Annotated in this window: 13 protein-coding genes, 2 tRNA genes and 1 riboswitch; of the genes, 14 read left to right on the top strand and 1 reads right to left on the bottom strand. The window is 62.7% G+C overall.

What is annotated here, in order from left to right:
- Positions 1-381 precede the first annotated feature (381 nt).
- The 12 genes from JOE60_RS10315 (at position 382) to JOE60_RS10260 (ending at position 13,573) form a co-directional block, all read left to right on the top strand.
- On the top strand, positions 382-3,609 hold the full coding sequence (locus tag JOE60_RS10315; protein WP_239528850.1) for a ribonuclease E/G: 3,228 nt from the start codon (positions 382-384) through the stop codon (positions 3,607-3,609).
- 172 nt (positions 3,610-3,781) lie between these two features.
- A riboswitch (TPP riboswitch) is annotated at positions 3,782-3,880 on the top strand.
- Positions 3,871-5,427, top strand: a complete 1,557-nt coding sequence (thiD, locus tag JOE60_RS10310) for a bifunctional hydroxymethylpyrimidine kinase/phosphomethylpyrimidine kinase (protein WP_167265873.1) — start codon at positions 3,871-3,873, stop codon at positions 5,425-5,427. It overlaps the preceding riboswitch by 10 nt.
- A 358-nt stretch (positions 5,428-5,785) precedes the next feature.
- The gene (rplU, locus tag JOE60_RS10305) at positions 5,786-6,094 is read left to right on the top strand and encodes a 50S ribosomal protein L21 (protein WP_018777818.1); all 309 of its coding nucleotides are present in this window, start codon (positions 5,786-5,788) and stop codon (positions 6,092-6,094) included.
- Between the two features lie 63 nt (positions 6,095-6,157).
- Entirely contained in the window at positions 6,158-6,421 is a 264-nt protein-coding gene (rpmA, locus tag JOE60_RS10300) for a 50S ribosomal protein L27 (protein WP_003803426.1), read from the top strand.
- Positions 6,422-6,556: 135 nt separating this feature from the next.
- A complete protein-coding gene (gene obgE / locus JOE60_RS10295) occupies positions 6,557-8,143 on the top strand; it encodes a GTPase ObgE (RefSeq protein ID WP_167265874.1) in 1,587 nt (528 codons plus the stop codon).
- Complete coding sequence (proB, locus tag JOE60_RS10290; RefSeq protein ID WP_167265876.1) at positions 8,133-9,284, top strand: glutamate 5-kinase; 1,152 nt, start codon at positions 8,133-8,135, stop codon at positions 9,282-9,284. The genes obgE and proB overlap by 11 nt, the downstream gene beginning before the upstream one ends.
- Positions 9,285-9,310: 26 nt before the next feature.
- Positions 9,311-10,675 carry a glutamate-5-semialdehyde dehydrogenase gene (locus tag JOE60_RS10285; RefSeq protein WP_167265877.1) on the top strand — a complete coding sequence of 455 codons (1,365 nt, stop codon included), beginning with the start codon at positions 9,311-9,313 and terminating at the stop codon, positions 10,673-10,675.
- A gap of 81 nt (positions 10,676-10,756) precedes the next feature.
- Complete coding sequence (locus JOE60_RS10280) at positions 10,757-10,996, top strand: hypothetical protein (protein WP_167265879.1); 240 nt, start codon at positions 10,757-10,759, stop codon at positions 10,994-10,996.
- Between the two features lie 55 nt (positions 10,997-11,051).
- On the top strand, positions 11,052-11,675 hold the full coding sequence (gene nadD / locus JOE60_RS10275) for a nicotinate-nucleotide adenylyltransferase (protein WP_208381433.1): 624 nt from the start codon (positions 11,052-11,054) through the stop codon (positions 11,673-11,675).
- Between the two features lie 9 nt (positions 11,676-11,684).
- A complete protein-coding gene (locus tag JOE60_RS10270; RefSeq protein ID WP_167265881.1) occupies positions 11,685-12,923 on the top strand; it encodes a hypothetical protein in 1,239 nt (412 codons plus the stop codon).
- Between the two features lie 58 nt (positions 12,924-12,981).
- A complete protein-coding gene (rsfS, locus tag JOE60_RS10265; protein WP_167265883.1) occupies positions 12,982-13,386 on the top strand; it encodes a ribosome silencing factor in 405 nt (134 codons plus the stop codon).
- A gap of 114 nt (positions 13,387-13,500) precedes the next feature.
- Positions 13,501-13,573 (top strand) — tRNA-Ala (locus tag JOE60_RS10260).
- 52 nt (positions 13,574-13,625) lie between these two features.
- Here the strand turns inward: JOE60_RS10260 and JOE60_RS10255 are convergent.
- Positions 13,626-14,252 carry a ScbR family autoregulator-binding transcription factor gene (locus JOE60_RS10255; RefSeq protein ID WP_167265885.1) on the bottom strand — a complete coding sequence of 209 codons (627 nt, stop codon included), beginning with the start codon at positions 14,250-14,252 and terminating at the stop codon, positions 13,626-13,628.
- 371 nt (positions 14,253-14,623) lie between these two features.
- Here JOE60_RS10255 and JOE60_RS10250 point away from each other — a divergent pair.
- Both JOE60_RS10250 and JOE60_RS10245 read left to right on the top strand, forming a co-directional pair.
- Positions 14,624-14,696 (top strand) — tRNA-Ala (locus JOE60_RS10250).
- Between the two features lie 70 nt (positions 14,697-14,766).
- The gene (locus JOE60_RS10245; protein ID WP_239529044.1) at positions 14,767-15,888 is read left to right on the top strand and encodes a class I SAM-dependent methyltransferase; all 1,122 of its coding nucleotides are present in this window, start codon (positions 14,767-14,769) and stop codon (positions 15,886-15,888) included.
- Position 15,889 lies beyond the last annotated feature (1 nt).

Raw genomic sequence — 15,889 nt, 5'->3', positions numbered from 1 at the left:
CCTGATGCAGCCGCCGGAGCGCGACACAACCGCTTACCCGGCGAAAGCGCGGGGGTATGAGAGAATGGGCATGGCTGGAATTCGATCCACATTCGAAAACCGGTCCGGTGACTTGTTCCCAAGACCGCCAGTATGAGCTGGGCATGCCAGGATCACGTGATCCGCGGTAGGCCCGCCATCACAATGGACGGCACCTGGTTGTGGCAGCAGAACAACGGGTTTCAGAACAAACCGCCGGCTTTCCAGGGCTGCCGCACCCCAATGATGGTGCGAACCGGAAGGCATACAATCGACTTCCGTCAGAGCCTGCGGGTTCTGGCAATATTTGCCCCACAAGGCGCCGGATGTGGCGGTGTTCTTGGGGCAGGAGTGTCGCCACATATGGATAAAGACCAGGTTATAGCCGTTAATGAAGAGGCAGTTCCCGCAGAAACAGCGGAAGCGCCCAAGAAGACCACACGCACGCGTCGCAAGGTTGCGCCAAAAGCAGTTCCAGACGCCGGGACTGCGGTAACGGGGGAAAGTGCGGTCCCGGAAGAATCCGGTACTGCCGACGCTCCCGCCGCACCGGTCCGCCGCACCCGGGCCCGCAAAAAGGTGGAACCTGCTGCGACCCTGCCGGGTCTGGGCGAGGAAGCACCCGCGGAGGAAGCACCGCCGGTCGAGTCCGCCCCGAACGCAAACCAGGCTGAAGTGGCAGCCGAGCCTGTTCCCGAAAAGCCGGTCCGCCGTCGTCGCACCGCCAAGCCCAAGGTTGCTGCCGAGGAGTCGCCTGCAGCGCTTGAAACCGCTGACGTTGTCCAGTCGATTGTTGCCGTTGAAACGTCCGGAGACAGCGCCACAACCGAGGCCCCTTCCACGCCTGAGGCGATCGTTGAATCTCCAGCAGCCCCCGTTGCAGCCTCAGACACTGCTGAATCGACTGAAGATGCTGACGATTCCGCAGTTCCTTCGTTGTTCCTGGAGCCGGTGTCCATCACTTCCATGATCTTCCAGGCCCCGGACCTTACTACCGTTGCCCGCCCCGCCGTAGCGGAGGAAGTCGAAGAAGAAAGCGCTGACGAAACCGTCTCCGAAGCTGATGCTGAGGCGGACGACGCCGGAAGTCGCCGTCGGCGTCGCAGCCGCGGGCGCAGGGGTCGCCGTGGAAACGAACGTGACGAGAACGAGGGTGATGACAGCGCCGAGTCCGAGGACGAAGAAGCTGCGGCACCCGAGCCGTTGGAGGACGGTGTCACGTCGCGTCGTCGCCGCCGTCGCCGTCGTGGGGACCAGGATCTGGAGTTGACCGGCGGTACTGACGACGATCCGCCCAACACGGTGACCAGGGTCCGTGCTCCCAGGCCCATCGCGGAAACTGCCCCCTCCAACCGTGTCACCAGCGTCAAGGGTTCCACCCGGCTCGAAGCGAAGAAGCAGCGCCGCCGGGAATCCCGCGAAACGGGACGCCGCCGCCAAGTGATCACCGAGGCCGAGTTCCTGGCACGCCGTGAATCCGTGGACCGCCAAATGATCGTCCGCCAGCGCGACGACAGAATTCAGATCGGTGTTCTTGAAGACGGCGTGCTCGCCGAGCACTTCGTGTCCAAGACCCAGCAGGACTCCCTGATCGGCAACGTCTACCTGGGCAAGGTCCAGAACGTCCTGCCGTCCATGGAAGCTGCCTTCGTTGACATCGGACGTGGCCGCAATGCTGTGCTCTACGCCGGTGAAGTGAACTGGGATGCGGTGAACCTCCAGGGCCAGCCGCGCCGGATCGAGAACGCGCTCAAGTCCGGAGACTCGGTCCTTGTCCAGGTCACCAAGGATCCCGTGGGACACAAGGGTGCCCGCCTCACCAGCCAGATCTCCCTGCCCGGCCGCTACCTGGTGTACGTGCCCGGTGGTTCCATGACCGGAATCTCCCGTAAGCTTCCCGACGTCGAACGCAACCGCCTCAAGCGCATCCTCAAGGATCGTTTGCCGGAAAACGCGGGCGTCATTGTCCGCACCGCTGCGGAAGGCGCTTCCGAGGAAGAGCTGACCCACGACATCAACCGTTTGCGCGCCCAGTGGGAAGGCATTGAGGGACAGGTTTCCTCTACCAAGATCCTGGCTCCGGAACTGCTCTACGGGGAACCGGACCTCACCATCAAGGTTGTCCGTGACGTTTTCAATGAGGACTTCTCCAAGCTGATCGTTTCCGGTGACGACGCCTGGGACACCATTGAGGCCTATGTCACCTACGTTGCTCCCGACCTTGTTGGCCGCCTCGAAAAGTGGACCAAGGACCAGGACATCTTCTCTGCGTGGCGGATTGACGAGCAGATCCACAAGGCACTGGAACGCAAGGTGTTCCTGCCGTCCGGTGGTTCGCTGGTCATCGACCGCACCGAAGCCATGACGGTTGTTGACGTCAACACGGGCAAGTTCACCGGCAGCGGCGGCAACCTCGAGGAAACTGTTACCAAGAACAACCTTGAAGCAGCCGAGGAAGTAGTCCGTCAGCTGCGCCTGCGCGACATCGGCGGAATCATCGTTATCGACTTCATCGACATGGTCCTGGAGTCCAACCGCGATCTGGTCCTCCGGCGCATGGTGGAATGCCTGGGCCGTGACCGCACCAAGCACCAGGTGGCAGAGGTAACGTCCCTGGGCCTTGTCCAAATGACGCGCAAGCGTATGGGCACAGGGCTCCTTGAGGTCTTCGGCGAGCAGTGCGAGCACTGTGCAGGACGCGGTGTGGTCACCCATGACGAGCCCGTTGAACACCGCAGGGCCAACACGCCTACTGCCGACTCACACCGTCCCCACAGCGAGACGCAGCAACAGCAGCAGCAGCCTGCGGCCCGCACGGAACGCAAGCGTCGGCGCGGCAAGGGCGGCGGGCAACCCGGCGCTGAAACCGCTGCTCCTGTGAACGCCCAGCCTGCCGTCCAGCCTGCGCCGTCCGCGCCGGTTGAGCCTCAGGATCCGGCGCGCCAAGCCAAGGCCGAGGCAACCCGGGCTGCGTTGGCATCAATTGCAGCTGCCGCCCACGCCGCGCATCTCCACGATGACGAACTGCACCGCTCCGAGGAACTTGCCCGCACGGAACAGCCTGCTCCCGCGGCTCCGGCCGATACCCACGGCGGGGAACCGGCAGCCCATGAAGAGGCTGCCCGGGAAGACGCCGTCCGGGAATCGCGCTCCATGCCGGTTCTTCGGTTCGGTGGCGAAGAGGTTGCCCTCCCCATGGGTGAACACCATGAGGAACCAGCTGCCAAGCCCGCTATGAGCCTTGACCTGTTGGCTGAGGCGTTCTCCCACCTGGGAGCGGCTCCAGAGCCGGCAACGGCACCGAAGGCCAGTGAGGCGCAGCCGACCACGGCTGCTCCGGCCTCAGCTGCCGCGCCCGCAACTGCGACAGCCGACCCGGCCACGGCGTCGAAGAGTCGTCGTGGGCGCCGCAACCGCAGCGCCAGCCGCGCGCAGGGCGCAGCCAACGAAACCAGCGTGCAACACCACGAAGCGGCCCCGGCAGCACAGGGCACCTCACACGAGGCCAAGGCTCCGGCTGCACAGGCGGTGAAGGCTCCTGCGCAGGAACCGATCATCCTGGGCGTTGGGGTACCGGCATCAGAGCTCTGATCTTCAGGCGCTGAGGCGTCGTCTCAGATACACAAACAGGGGACCCCCGGAGGCTTAGGCCGCCGGGGGTCCTTTGTGTTTCCACAAGTAAGGGCGGGCGGGACCGGGGGAGTCATATCCAGGTGCGAAGGCGAAGCGGTTGTTCCCGGATGGCTGTTCACGGCTAGGCTGTGTGACTGACACGGGGTGCCGGGCGAGAGGTCCGGCTGAGATCCAAACCCGTTGAACCTGTCCGGTTAGCACCGGCGAAGGGATGTCCTCATGACCACATTGCCGTCTACCATTGCACCCCACTCCGCTCCGGAAACCCGGGGCTCTTCCGTTTACCCTGTGGCCGCTCGACGACGGCCCGTCCCCAGGGTGCTGAGCATCGCCGGTTCGGATCCCTCTGGAGGAGCGGGTATCCAGGCCGACCTGAAGAGCATTGCCGCTCACGGTGGCTATGGAATGGCCGCCATCACGGCGCTGACAGTCCAGAACACCCAAGGTGTTACAGCCCTCCACATCCCACCTGCAGGGTTCCTGCGCCAGCAGTTGGATGCCATCAGCGGCGACATCGGCATCGACGCCGTCAAGATCGGAATGCTGGGCGAGGCTGCCGTCATTGAGGAGGTCCGCGGCTGGCTCCAAACGGTGCGCCCCGCCGTCGTGGTCCTTGATCCTGTGATGGTTGCTACCAGCGGAGACCGTCTCCTGCGGGAGTCCGCCGAGCGGGCTTTGCGGACTTTGCTGCCACTTGCGGACCTCATCACTCCCAACATTCCGGAACTTGCCATGCTGCTGGGTGAGGACGAGGCCTCCGAATGGCAGGCCGCGTTGGACCAGGGCAAGCGCCTGGCCGCTGAATACGGCACCACAGTGCTGGTCAAAGGTGGTCACCTGTCGGGAGCCGGCTGCCCAGATGCGCTGGTTAACACCAGCGGGCTCCTGAGCAAGGACGTCATCGAGGTGTCCGGGCCGCGGGTGGACACCACAAACAGCCACGGAACAGGGTGTTCCCTGTCTTCGGCACTGGCAACGGTCCAAGCGTCCACCGGCGATTGGGAAGCATCCCTTCGGGAGGTGAAGCCGTGGCTTGTCAAAGCCCTTGAACAATCGGATCTCTTGGAGGCGGGGCGGGGAAGTGGCCCTATCCACCATTTCCACCACCTGCGCGGGACGAAGAACCAGGAGAGCTTCGCCACAATCATGTGGGCCCAGGCTGCCCGGGAACTGGAAGCCATCCATGATCTCAGCTTCATCAGGGAGCTGCAGACGGGGGATCTGGCGGAATCACGCTTCAACTACTACCTTGCGCAGGACGCGATCTACCTCAATGGATATTCACGGGTCCTGGCACGTGCCAGTGCTCTGGCGCCCACCGAAGAAGAGCAATTGTTCTGGGCACAGGGCGCCAGGACCTGCCTGGACGTCGAATCGGCCCTCCACCGCGACTGGCTCAGCACCCGTGACGTCCCCTCCGGAACCGGGCCGGTGACCAAGGCCTACGTGGACCACTTGCTGGCGGCGTCGACGGCGGGCAGTTACGCCGTGGTGGTTGCGGCTGTCCTCCCGTGCTATTGGCTCTACGCGGAAGTCGGGCAGCGGCTGCATGAGTCCTATCTCGAGGCGGGGGCGCCGGATGGCCACCCGTACGCCGCGTGGCTCCGCACCTACGCGGACCCGGACTTTGCCGCGGCCACCAGGACTGCCATCGCCTTCACTGAGGAAGCCGCGGCCAATGCTTCTGAACGTGAGCGGGCAGCAATGCTGGAAGCGTTCAGCGACTCCTGCCGCTACGAGACCGCCTTCTTTGATGCACCCCGGCACCACGCCTGAAAAGCGTGGTCGGGTAAATCCCGTGCCTCGCGGCGCGCGTCGATCCCGCGAACCCCGGCAAATACCTGTAGGCTGTATGGGCACGGTGCCGGGAGAGTCCGTTTCATCTGGTGGCGCAAGTCACTTGGTAGCCTCCGGACCCGGCCTCATTTGCGACCGAAGGTCAAACTAGCGTAATCTTGATCTTCGGTGCTTACGCCAACACTTGGGTTATGCCCCGTGGAATCGTTCATGGGATGACTCGCGGACTTCGAACCAGAAGTCCACGGCGTTGAGGCACAGCGAGAACCAAACCCGATTCCGGCTCAGGTTCAGCACGCAAATTTAGTAATAGACGTCGAGAGAAGTGAGTACCCAAGTGGTGTACGCGATTGTCCGCGCAGGCGGCCGCCAAGAAAAAGTTTCCGTTGGAGACTACGTAACGCTTAACCGCGTCCCCGGTGGAGCCGGCAGCACTCTTGAGCTGCCCGCCTTGCTCCTGGTTGACGGCGACAAGGTCACCTCCGCAGCAGCGGAACTGGCCAACGTCAAGGTAACGGCTGAGATCCTTGAGGACCTCCGTGGCCCCAAGATCGTCATCCAGAAGTTCAAGAACAAGACCGGTTACCGTAAGCGTCAGGGTCACCGTCAGGAACTGACCAAGATCAAGATCACCAGCATCGCGTAACTTTCGTTACCGCTGTTCAGGTTTTTTCGGTTTCCCCAGAAATTTTGAAGGCAGGCATTTCACATGGCACACAAAAAAGGCGCGAGCTCCACTCGCAACGGTCGTGACTCCAACGCTCAGTACCTTGGCGTCAAGCGCTTCGGCGGTCAGGTAGTCTCCGCAGGCGAAATCATCGTTCGCCAGCGTGGCACCCACTTCCACCCCGGTGCAGGCGTTGGCCGCGGTGGCGACGACACCCTGTTCGCCCTGCAGGCCGGTGCGGTTGAGTTTGGTACTCGCCGCGGCCGTCGCGTAGTGAACATCGTTGCTGCTGCAGCTGCAGAGTAACAACAAGTTCTGAACCGGTGGAGCGGGCCAAACGGCCCGCTCCACCGTTCTTTTAACCGCATTACAATCGACTGGGACGCCTAAGGGCGTTTTGGAGATGCAACAGCGCTGGCAACAGCAATAGAGGAGATCCACGTGGCTAGCTTTGTAGACCGGGTAGTACTGCACGTATCCGGCGGAACCGGCGGCCACGGATGTGTCTCCGTCAAGCGCGAGAAGTTCAAGCCGCTCGGCGGTCCCGACGGTGGCAACGGTGGCAACGGCGGCGACGTCATACTCCGGGTGTCCTCCCAGACCACGACGCTGCTGGATTACCACCACGCGCCGCACCGCCACGCCACCAATGGCGGTCCCGGCATGGGTGACTGGCGCGGGGGAAAGAACGGCGAAACCCTGATTCTTCCGGTACCCGACGGCACCGTGGTGAAAACCAAGGATGGCCAACTTCTTGCCGACCTGGTTGGAGAAGGCGCGGAGTACATTGCCGCAGCCGGCGGCCAGGGCGGTTTGGGAAATGCTTCGTTGTCATCCCAGAAGCGTCGCGCTCCCGGTTTTGCCCTGCTGGGCATCGAGGGCGAATCCAGCGACATTGTCCTGGAGCTCAAGTCCATTGCTGACATCGCCTTGGTCGGATTCCCTTCAGCGGGCAAATCAAGCCTTATTGCCGCGATGTCCGCTGCCCGCCCCAAAATTGCGGACTACCCCTTCACCACCCTCATTCCCAACCTGGGCGTCGTCCAGGCCGGCGACATCCGCTTTACCATCGCCGACGTCCCCGGACTCATCGAGGGCGCCAGCGACGGCAAGGGCCTGGGGCACAACTTCCTCCGTCACGTGGAACGCTGCGCTGCTTTGGTGCACGTTTTGGACTGCGGAACGTTGGAAGCCGACCGCGATCCCCTGTCCGATCTGGCCATCATTGAAGCTGAGCTGGACAAGTACGCCGTGGACATGAGCTACGCCGGCGTGGACGGCGAAGTGGTTCCCCTGAACCAACGGCCCAAGCTGGTTGTCCTGAACAAGGTGGATCTGCCCGACGGCAAGGACATGGCGGAGTTTGTCCGCCCCGACCTTGAAGAGCGTGGCTACCGCGTCTTCGAAGTCTCGGCCACCAGCCACGAGGGCCTGCGCCAGCTTGGATTTGCCATGGCCGAAATCGTCAAGGCTGCACGTGACGCAGTGGCAACTGCGCCTCCCAAGGTGGCACCGCCGGTGCTGCGTCCGCGCGCTGTCAACGAGTCCGGCTTCAAGATCCGCCGCGAGGAAAAGAACCTGGAGCCGTTGTTCCGCGTTCTGGGCGAAAAGCCGGTGCGCTGGGTCAAGCAGACCGATTTCACCAACGAAGAAGCCATTGGCTACCTTGCCGACCGCCTGGCAAAACTGGGTGTGGAAAATGAGCTGTTCAAGGTGGGTGCCAAGCCCGGCGATACCGTGGTCATCGGCGAGGACGATGGCGTGGTGTTCGATTGGGAGCCCACCATGATGGCCGGCGCAGAGCTTCTTGCCACCCCCAGGGGTACGGACATCCGTGTTGCCGACATCGGCGACCGGCCCACACGTACGCAGAAGCGTGAAGAGCAGATCGAGCGACGTGAAGCGAAAGCTGCTGCACGCGCCGAGCTTGAAGCCGAGCGCAAGGCGGGCATCTGGACGGAGTCCGTCAATGGCCGGCGTGCCCAGGCTCAGAAGGAAAGCACTGTGGACGCCGGTGATGACGACTAGTACTGCTGACGTTCCGGAAACTGCAGAGGCACGTGAGCGGCATGCTCTGACCTCTGCCAAACGGATAGTAGTCAAGGTTGGCTCGTCGTCGCTGACCAGCATCAAGGGTGGAATTTCCGAGAAATCCCTTGCCCGCCTGGTGGACGCACTGGCTGAGAAGCGCAATGCAGGTACCGAGATCATCCTGGTTTCCTCCGGAGCCATCGCGGCGGGCCTGGCTCCCTTGGGCCTTGCCAAACGGCCCAGGGATCTGGCAACGCAGCAAGCTGCGGCCAGCGTGGGTCAGGGCCTCCTGATGGCCCGGTACACCCAGGCCTTCAGCGCCCACGGCGTCACAGTGAGCCAAGTACTGCTCACTGCCGATGACCTCATGCGGCGCACCCAGCACACCAACGCCTTCAGGGCTTTGGACCGCCTGCTGAACCTTGGAGTGGTTCCCGTCGTCAATGAGAACGACACCGTGGCCACCCACGAGATCAGGTTCGGCGACAACGACAGGCTTGCTGCTTTGGTGGCACACCTGGTCCGCGCAGACGCGCTGGTGCTGCTGTCCGACGTTGACGCCCTGTACGACGGTCCGCCGTCGCAGGGTGCCACGCGGATTCCCCTGGTCCGCGGGCCTGAGGACCTGGCCGATGTGACCATTGGCAAGGCAGGCAAGGCCGGCGTCGGTACCGGGGGAATGACCACCAAGGTGGAGGCGGCGTCCATCGCCGCAGGTTCCGGTATCCATGCGCTGGTCACGTCCACCGCAAATGCCGCAGCTGCCTTGGCAGGTCAGGACGTGGGAACCTGGTTCGCCGTCAACGGCAACCGCAAGCCGGTCCGCCTTTTGTGGTTGGCCCACCTTGCCACCGTCCAAGGACGCCTGGTGCTCGACGACGGCGCGGTGAACGCCGTGCGCCACCGGCATCGCTCGCTCCTTCCAGCAGGGATATCGGAAATCAGTGGTGACTTCGAAGCCGGCGATCCGGTGGAAGTGGTGGCACTCGATGGCACAGTGGTAGCACGGGGCCTGGTGAATTACTCCTCGGAGGAGCTTCCGCGCATGTTGGGGAGAACCACGCAGGAGTTGGGCCAAACGCTGGGCCGTGGCTATGACCGGGAAGTTGTTCATGTTGACGACTTGGTGCTGGTCTGAACGTCCCGCTCAACTAAACTTGGAGCATGACTGAAGCGCTGACACCTGACGCCCCCGTGATCTCGGACGTTTCCGGTACTGCCGGCCAGACGCCGGCGACCCCAGCGGCCGGCAGTGTCCCGTTGTCGCCCGAGGACGTCCAGGCTGCCGTGCACTCGATTGCCGACCGTTCCCGGAAGGCCGCCCGACGTATGGGACAGGCAAACCGTGCTTGGAAGGACCGCGCCTTGCGCGCCATCGGCTCGGCCCTCCTGGAGAACCGGACCCACGTTCTGGAAGCCAATGCCAAGGACGTCGCTGCCGGCCGTGCCAACGGAACGTCCGTTGCCTTGCTTGACCGGTTGACCCTGACACCGGCACGCATCGATGGCCTCGTGGCTGCCTTGGAAAACCTCGCTGGACTGCCGGATCCTGTGGGCAACGTGGTCCGCGGACAGACGCTGCCCAATGGTTTGCGGCTCCGCCAGGTCAACGTGCCCATGGGAGTAGTGGCCGCCATCTACGAGGCCCGTCCCAACGTGACCGTGGACATCGCCGGGCTTGCGCTCAAGAGCGGCAACGCTGTGATTCTTCGTGGTGGTTCCGCCGCTGCGCACACCAACGCAGCCCTGGTGCAGATCCTCCGTGAAGCCTTGGATTCCGTGGGCTTGCCGGCCGACGCCGTGCAAAGCGTCGACCAGTACGGCCGTGAAGGCGGAAACGTGTTGATGCGTGCCCGCGGACGCGTGGATGTGCTGATTCCCCGTGGTGGACGCGACCTCATCCAAACAGTGGTCAACAACTCTTCTGTGCCTGTGATCGAGACGGGTGAAGGCAATGTCCACATCTTCATCGACGAGTCCGCCGGCGAGGAAATGGCGGTGGAGATCCTCCTGAACGCCAAGACGCAGCGGCCCAGCGTGTGCAACACCGTTGAGACACTGCTGGTGCACTCGGCTTCACCGGTACTGCCTGCCGTAGCGGCTGCCTTGCGTGCGGCCGGCGTGACACTGCATGTGGACGGCCGGGTCGCTGCTGCGCTGGGACCCTCTGTTGAGACGGTCCCCGCTGACGACGACGATTGGGCCACCGAATACATGGACCTGGATCTTGCCGTGGCCATGGTGGACAGCCTGGATGATGCCGTTCGACACATCCGGACCTGGACCACCGGACATACGGAAGCCATCCTGACGAACAACCTCGCCAACGCCGAGAAGTTCATCGCTGAGATCGACTCGGCCGCGGTGATTGTCAACGCTTCCACGCGTTTTACCGACGGCGGCGAGCTGGGTCTGGGGGCTGAGGTAGGAATCTCCACGCAGAAGCTGCACGCCCGTGGCCCCATGGGGCTGACCGAACTGACCACCACGAAGTGGATCGTGCAGGGCGAGGGCCAAGTCCGCAGCTAGCAACGCGGTAACATAGTACAGAAGTCCGATGGCGGCGGGGAGTCCCGCCGTCGAAATTTTGAGAACCAACTAGGGGAGAAGATGCTGTCTCAGCAGATCGCCACGTCCATTGCCGCTGCCACCGAAGGCGGGCACGAGGAACTTGCTCCGCTATGGGCCGAGCCGTGGGTCTTCGGTATCTGCATGTTCGTGCTTCTGCTGATCCTCATGTTCGTCACGCTCTCCTACACCAACCTGGGCAACCGCCACGAGGCAGTGGAAGAGCACGCGGATCCGCACCGCCAGCACCCGAACAAGCACACGCACGGCCAAGGCCACTGACATTATCGCCGCAATTCCACGCGGGGAGTCGGAGCGCAGGCTTCGACTGGGCGTGATGGGTGGAACGTTTGATCCCATCCATCACGGCCACCTTGTGGCTGCCAGTGAAGTGGCGGCCAAGTTCGACCTTGACGAAGTGGTTTTTGTACCCACTGGACAGCCATGGCAGAAGTCACACAAGCAGGTCAGTGAGCCCGAGCACCGGTACCTGATGACGGTGATTGCCACGGCTTCCAACCCCCGGTTTACCGTGAGCCGTGTGGACGTGGACCGGCCCGGCCCCACTTTCACCATCGATACCCTCCGTGATTTGAGGGCACTGCGCCCGGATGCGGATCTGTTCTTCATCACCGGCGCGGATGCCTTGGCGCAGATCCTGTCGTGGAAGGACGTCGACGAACTGTGGTCCCTGGCGCATTTTGTAGGTGTTACCCGTCCGGGACACGAGCTCAACGATCTGGGGAGGACTGACGACGTCAGCCTCCTTGAAGTTCCCGCCATGGCGATTTCGTCCACTGATTGCCGGGTTCGCGTGGCCGACGGGAATCCTGTGTGGTACTTGGTGCCGGACGGTGTTGTCCAGTACATCGCGAAGTATGGGCTCTACTCGCAACAGCAATCAACGGCGGAATTGTCCCCCGCATTATCCGGATCAGACGACCAAGCACGTACTGAGTGAGTTTTTAACATGAGCAGCCAGGAACAGCGACCTATCCGCAGCAGGCGTGAGCTTCGCCGTGCCCGCGAACAGCAGCCCGACGTTCAGCAAGAGCAGCAGCCAGGCCAGCAGGAGCCAGCCCAGCCGAAGCAGGAGCAGCTAAACCAGGAACCGGAACAGTCCGCCCAGGAGCCGGCGCGCGCCAACGGACGCAACCGCCGTGCAGCCAATGTTCCGGTGGATGCAGTTGGCCCGGCTGCGCAGGAACGGTCGTCGCAAACACGTGCCCGGGACCGTGCTGCATTGCGGACCATCAAGGACCTGGCTGATAAAGAGGAGCAGTTGTCCGGCGGTGGCCCGCCCACAAGGCGCCAGCTCCGACTCCAGCAGCTTCAGGCCGAAGTTGCCACGTCCATGAATCCGATCGTCCCTCCCGCGGCCACCAGCAACGTGCCCGTGGCAGGCAACAAAGCGGAGCCCGCCAAGCCCCAACCTGTTGCTTCGGGTGAGTCCGTGACGGACGCTCCCGCGAAGGACGCCACTGACGAAGCGGACATGTCCGTGGAGCAGGCCCTTGCCGTCCGGGAATTGATCGCGGCGCAGGTGCAGAATCAGACGGCAAAGTTGGAACACATAGCGGAGCAGGATCCGCTGGCTGTTGATCCGGAGGTCCTGGCGCAGCAGATCGCCCTTGCCGAACGGGCTGCTGTCCTGAACAAACGTGCCGCCGCGAAGCAAAAGCTTGCCGAGCAGACTGCTGCAAAACAGGGTAAGGATCCGGCCCGCAAGGCTCCTCCGGAAAACAAGCCCGTGGATCCTGTTCCGTCAGCGTCGTCCTCGGGACCGTCGACGGCCAACAACCTGGCCATGGTGACTCCGCTGGAGTTCGTCAAAATGCCAGGTGTTGAACGTCCCGTGATGAAGCGGCCGAGCACTACCTTCGTTCCAGTCATTACCTCTGCCGGACCAAAGCTTGATTCGGACGGCGCGACCGGCAGGAAAGCACCATCGCGTGGACGCTCCGGCGTCCTGGCCAGGGCAGAGGCTGCGGCCCGTTCCGCCCGAAAGAAACCCCTTCCTGCGGAAGCCCCGCGGGATCAGGACCAACGTCCTCCGATCTCCGCTATTGCCGCCTACGGTCTGGACCCCCTGGACGCAGGTACAGCGGGCTTGGCCAGGGCTCAGCGCAACCGGCTGGTGCAATACGGCGTTCTTGCCTTGGGCGTCGTTGCGCTCATTATCGGCATCATCATGATTACCAGCGGCTAGTACCGCCACACAACGGCCCACGCCACAACAGGCTTCAAGCCACTATGAGGAGTTCCCTTTGTCTGCACATGAACAATCAATCACCCTGGCCCGCCACGCTGCGCGTGCCGCATCCGACAAGCTTGCTGAGGACATCGTGGCCTTGGATGTCAGCGAACGCTTGGCCCTGACGGATATTTTCCTGATCGCTTCTGCTCCCACGGAGCGTCAGGTCAACGCCATCGTGGACGGCATCGAGGAAGAGCTGTTGAAGCAGGACCTTCGCCCTGTTCGCCGTGAAGGCAGGTCCGAGGGCCGTTGGGTCCTTCTTGATTACGCGGACATCGTCATCCACGTGCAGCATTCCGAGGACCGTGTCTTTTACGCTCTGGAGCGCCTGTGGAAGGACTGCCCCGTAGTGGACCTGCAGTTGGAAGATGAGGTTTCCACGGAAGCAGTCACGGCCGAAGATTCAGAGGTCTAGGCTCCTTCAACAGTAAATATGCCGGATTTGGAATTATCGGAAATGCTGTTCTAAGATATTTGAGTTGCTTCGGCGCGGAGGGCTGAAAAGCCTGGGGCGGAGCATCGCAAGTATGGGGCTGTGGCGCAGCTGGTAGCGCACCTGCATGGCATGCAGGGGGTCAGGGGTTCGAGTCCCCTCAGCTCCACTGAAAGACCCTGCTTCCCACGGATTCGTGGCGAGGCAGGGTCTCTTTCGTTTTAAGCGGCGCCGCCGGTTTCTTCGGTCAGCGGCGGCAAGTCCGTTGCGGCGAGTCCCAGGGCAGGCAGGAGGAACTCCCACATCTGATCGATGCGGGTCAGCACATCCCGGCGGGAGGTAAGTACCTCGGAAACCATTTGGACGCCGGTGAATGACGCAATCAGAAGCCGGGCAAAGGCTGCCGGATCCACATCCGCGCGGATGTGTCCCTCGTCTACGGCTTGCTTCAACAACTGCTCTGCGGTGTTGATCCAATCCGAATAGGGTCCTGAGACGTCGGCGTCAAAGGCGGAGGCTTCAAAAGTGAGGCGGATGCCGCCTTGGACGATTGGTTCCTCCAGCAGGAACCGGCCGAACATCCGGCACAGCGCAATGAGTTTTTCAAGTGGGGGCAAGCCCGACCCAATGATGTTCGAGCCGGATCTCAGCACCACGGCGTGCTGCTCGTCGATGACTGCCAACGCGAGTTCCCGCTTGGAGGCGAAGTGGAAGTAGAGGGCACCCTTGGTTACCCCTGAGCGTTTGGTGATGTCACTCAGGCTGGCGTTCCCGAAGCCAACCTCCGCGAAAACCTCTGCGGCTCCTGCGATCACTGCCAGCCGGGTCTCTTGGGCGCGCTGTTGCATCGAAGGGGATGGGCCTCTCGGTGTTGGGACAGGTGGCGATTTGGGTCCACTTGTACCAACACGTTATCACCGCGCCTGGTCAACATCTCATGAAAACCGGCCGCACGGTTTGGTTTGCAACGCAGGAGAACCTAGAATTTGTGAGGAGCCGGCGGGAAGCTGTCCGGCTCTCCGGCAGCCAGTTTGGGGGGAGGTGCGGCGGGTTCAACCCGGCGCACCTTGGCTGCTGTGAATTTCTGGTTGTGTCACTACGGCTATGGTGTGTGAGTCAGCTCACGCTGTGATGATTTCGCTTCGCGGTGGATTGTGGTTAGTATTGACGAGTTGCTTCGGCCGGTAGGGAAAATCCTTCCAGTTGGGGACAATGATTTGGGGCTGTGGCGCAGCTGGTAGCGCACCTGCATGGCATGCAGGGGGTCAGGGGTTCGAGTCCCCTCAGCTCCACTTCGGAAAAGACCTCGCTCGGTTGAGCGGGGTCTTTTTGTATGGAAGGCGGGAACCGGGAGTGAGCCTGATGGACCTTGATGACCTGTTCAACTCGTTGAGCAGGCTTCCCGATGTTGAAGCCGACAACCTGCAGGCATATGACGCGACTGATCGGCTGCTGCTGGAAACGGCCGTGGACCTGGCAGGACCCCACACCGACGTTGTGGTTATTGGCGACCGATATGGAGCGTTGACCCTGGGGGCCTTGGCTGGCCTGGGTGTTGAACGGATCCGTGTCCACCAGGACCTCTCTACCGGCCGCGCCGCGCTGCAACTCAATGCCGCCAGGGCAGGATTGGCAGGGCGTTTCAGACAGCACGAACTGAACGCTGAACTCCTTGGCGGTGCGGACCTGGTATTGATCCAGCTCCCCAAGTCCCTGGCCGAACTGGAAGAAACAGCTGACGCCATTGCGCGGCATGCGGGGCCGGGAACAGTGGTCCTTGCAGGCGGCAGGGTCAAACACATGTCCGTCGGGATGAACGCAGTCCTGGGGAAGTACTTCGCGGAGGTTCAGCCCCAATTGGCGCAGCGCAAGTCAAGGGTGCTGCTGGCCCGCAACCCCCGACCGGTGACGGCTGGGCCGCCGTTTCCCGTGCTGGAACCCAACCCCGAACTTGGTATCACGGTAGGTGCGCACGGCGCCGTGTTTTCCGGTTCCCGGCTCGATATAGGGACCCGCTTTCTTTTGACGTTCTTCGACCGTTTGCCGTCAGCACGGACAGTTGTTGACCTGGGGTGCGGAACGGGCATTCTAGCCGTGATGTATGCCCGGCTTCATGGCGACGCCCGTGTCGTCGCTACTGACCAATCGGCAGCAGCGGTCGCTTCGGCACGCGCGACGGCTGCGGCCAGCGGCTTGGGGGAGCACGTCCGGGTCATCCACGATGACGCCATGAGCACCCTTGAGCCACGCAGCGCCGACCTCATCCTGCTCAATCCGCCCTTCCATCTGGGTGCCAGCGTCCATGCAGGAGCGGGCTTGAAGATGTTCGAGGCGGCAGCCAGGGTACTTGCCCCGGAAGGAGAGTTGTGGACTGTTTTCAACAGCCATCTCCAGTACAGACCCGCCTTGGAACGGATCATCGGACCCACCGTGGAAGAAGGCAGGAACGCCAAGTTCACGGTGACCCGCAGCCGCAGGTCCTGAC

It is taken from the genome of Paenarthrobacter ilicis, assembly GCF_016907545.1.
GTDB classification, from domain to species: domain Bacteria; phylum Actinomycetota; class Actinomycetes; order Actinomycetales; family Micrococcaceae; genus Arthrobacter; species Arthrobacter ilicis.
Note: the sequence above shows the minus strand (reverse complement) of the source record. Positions and strands in the feature narration are given on the sequence as shown.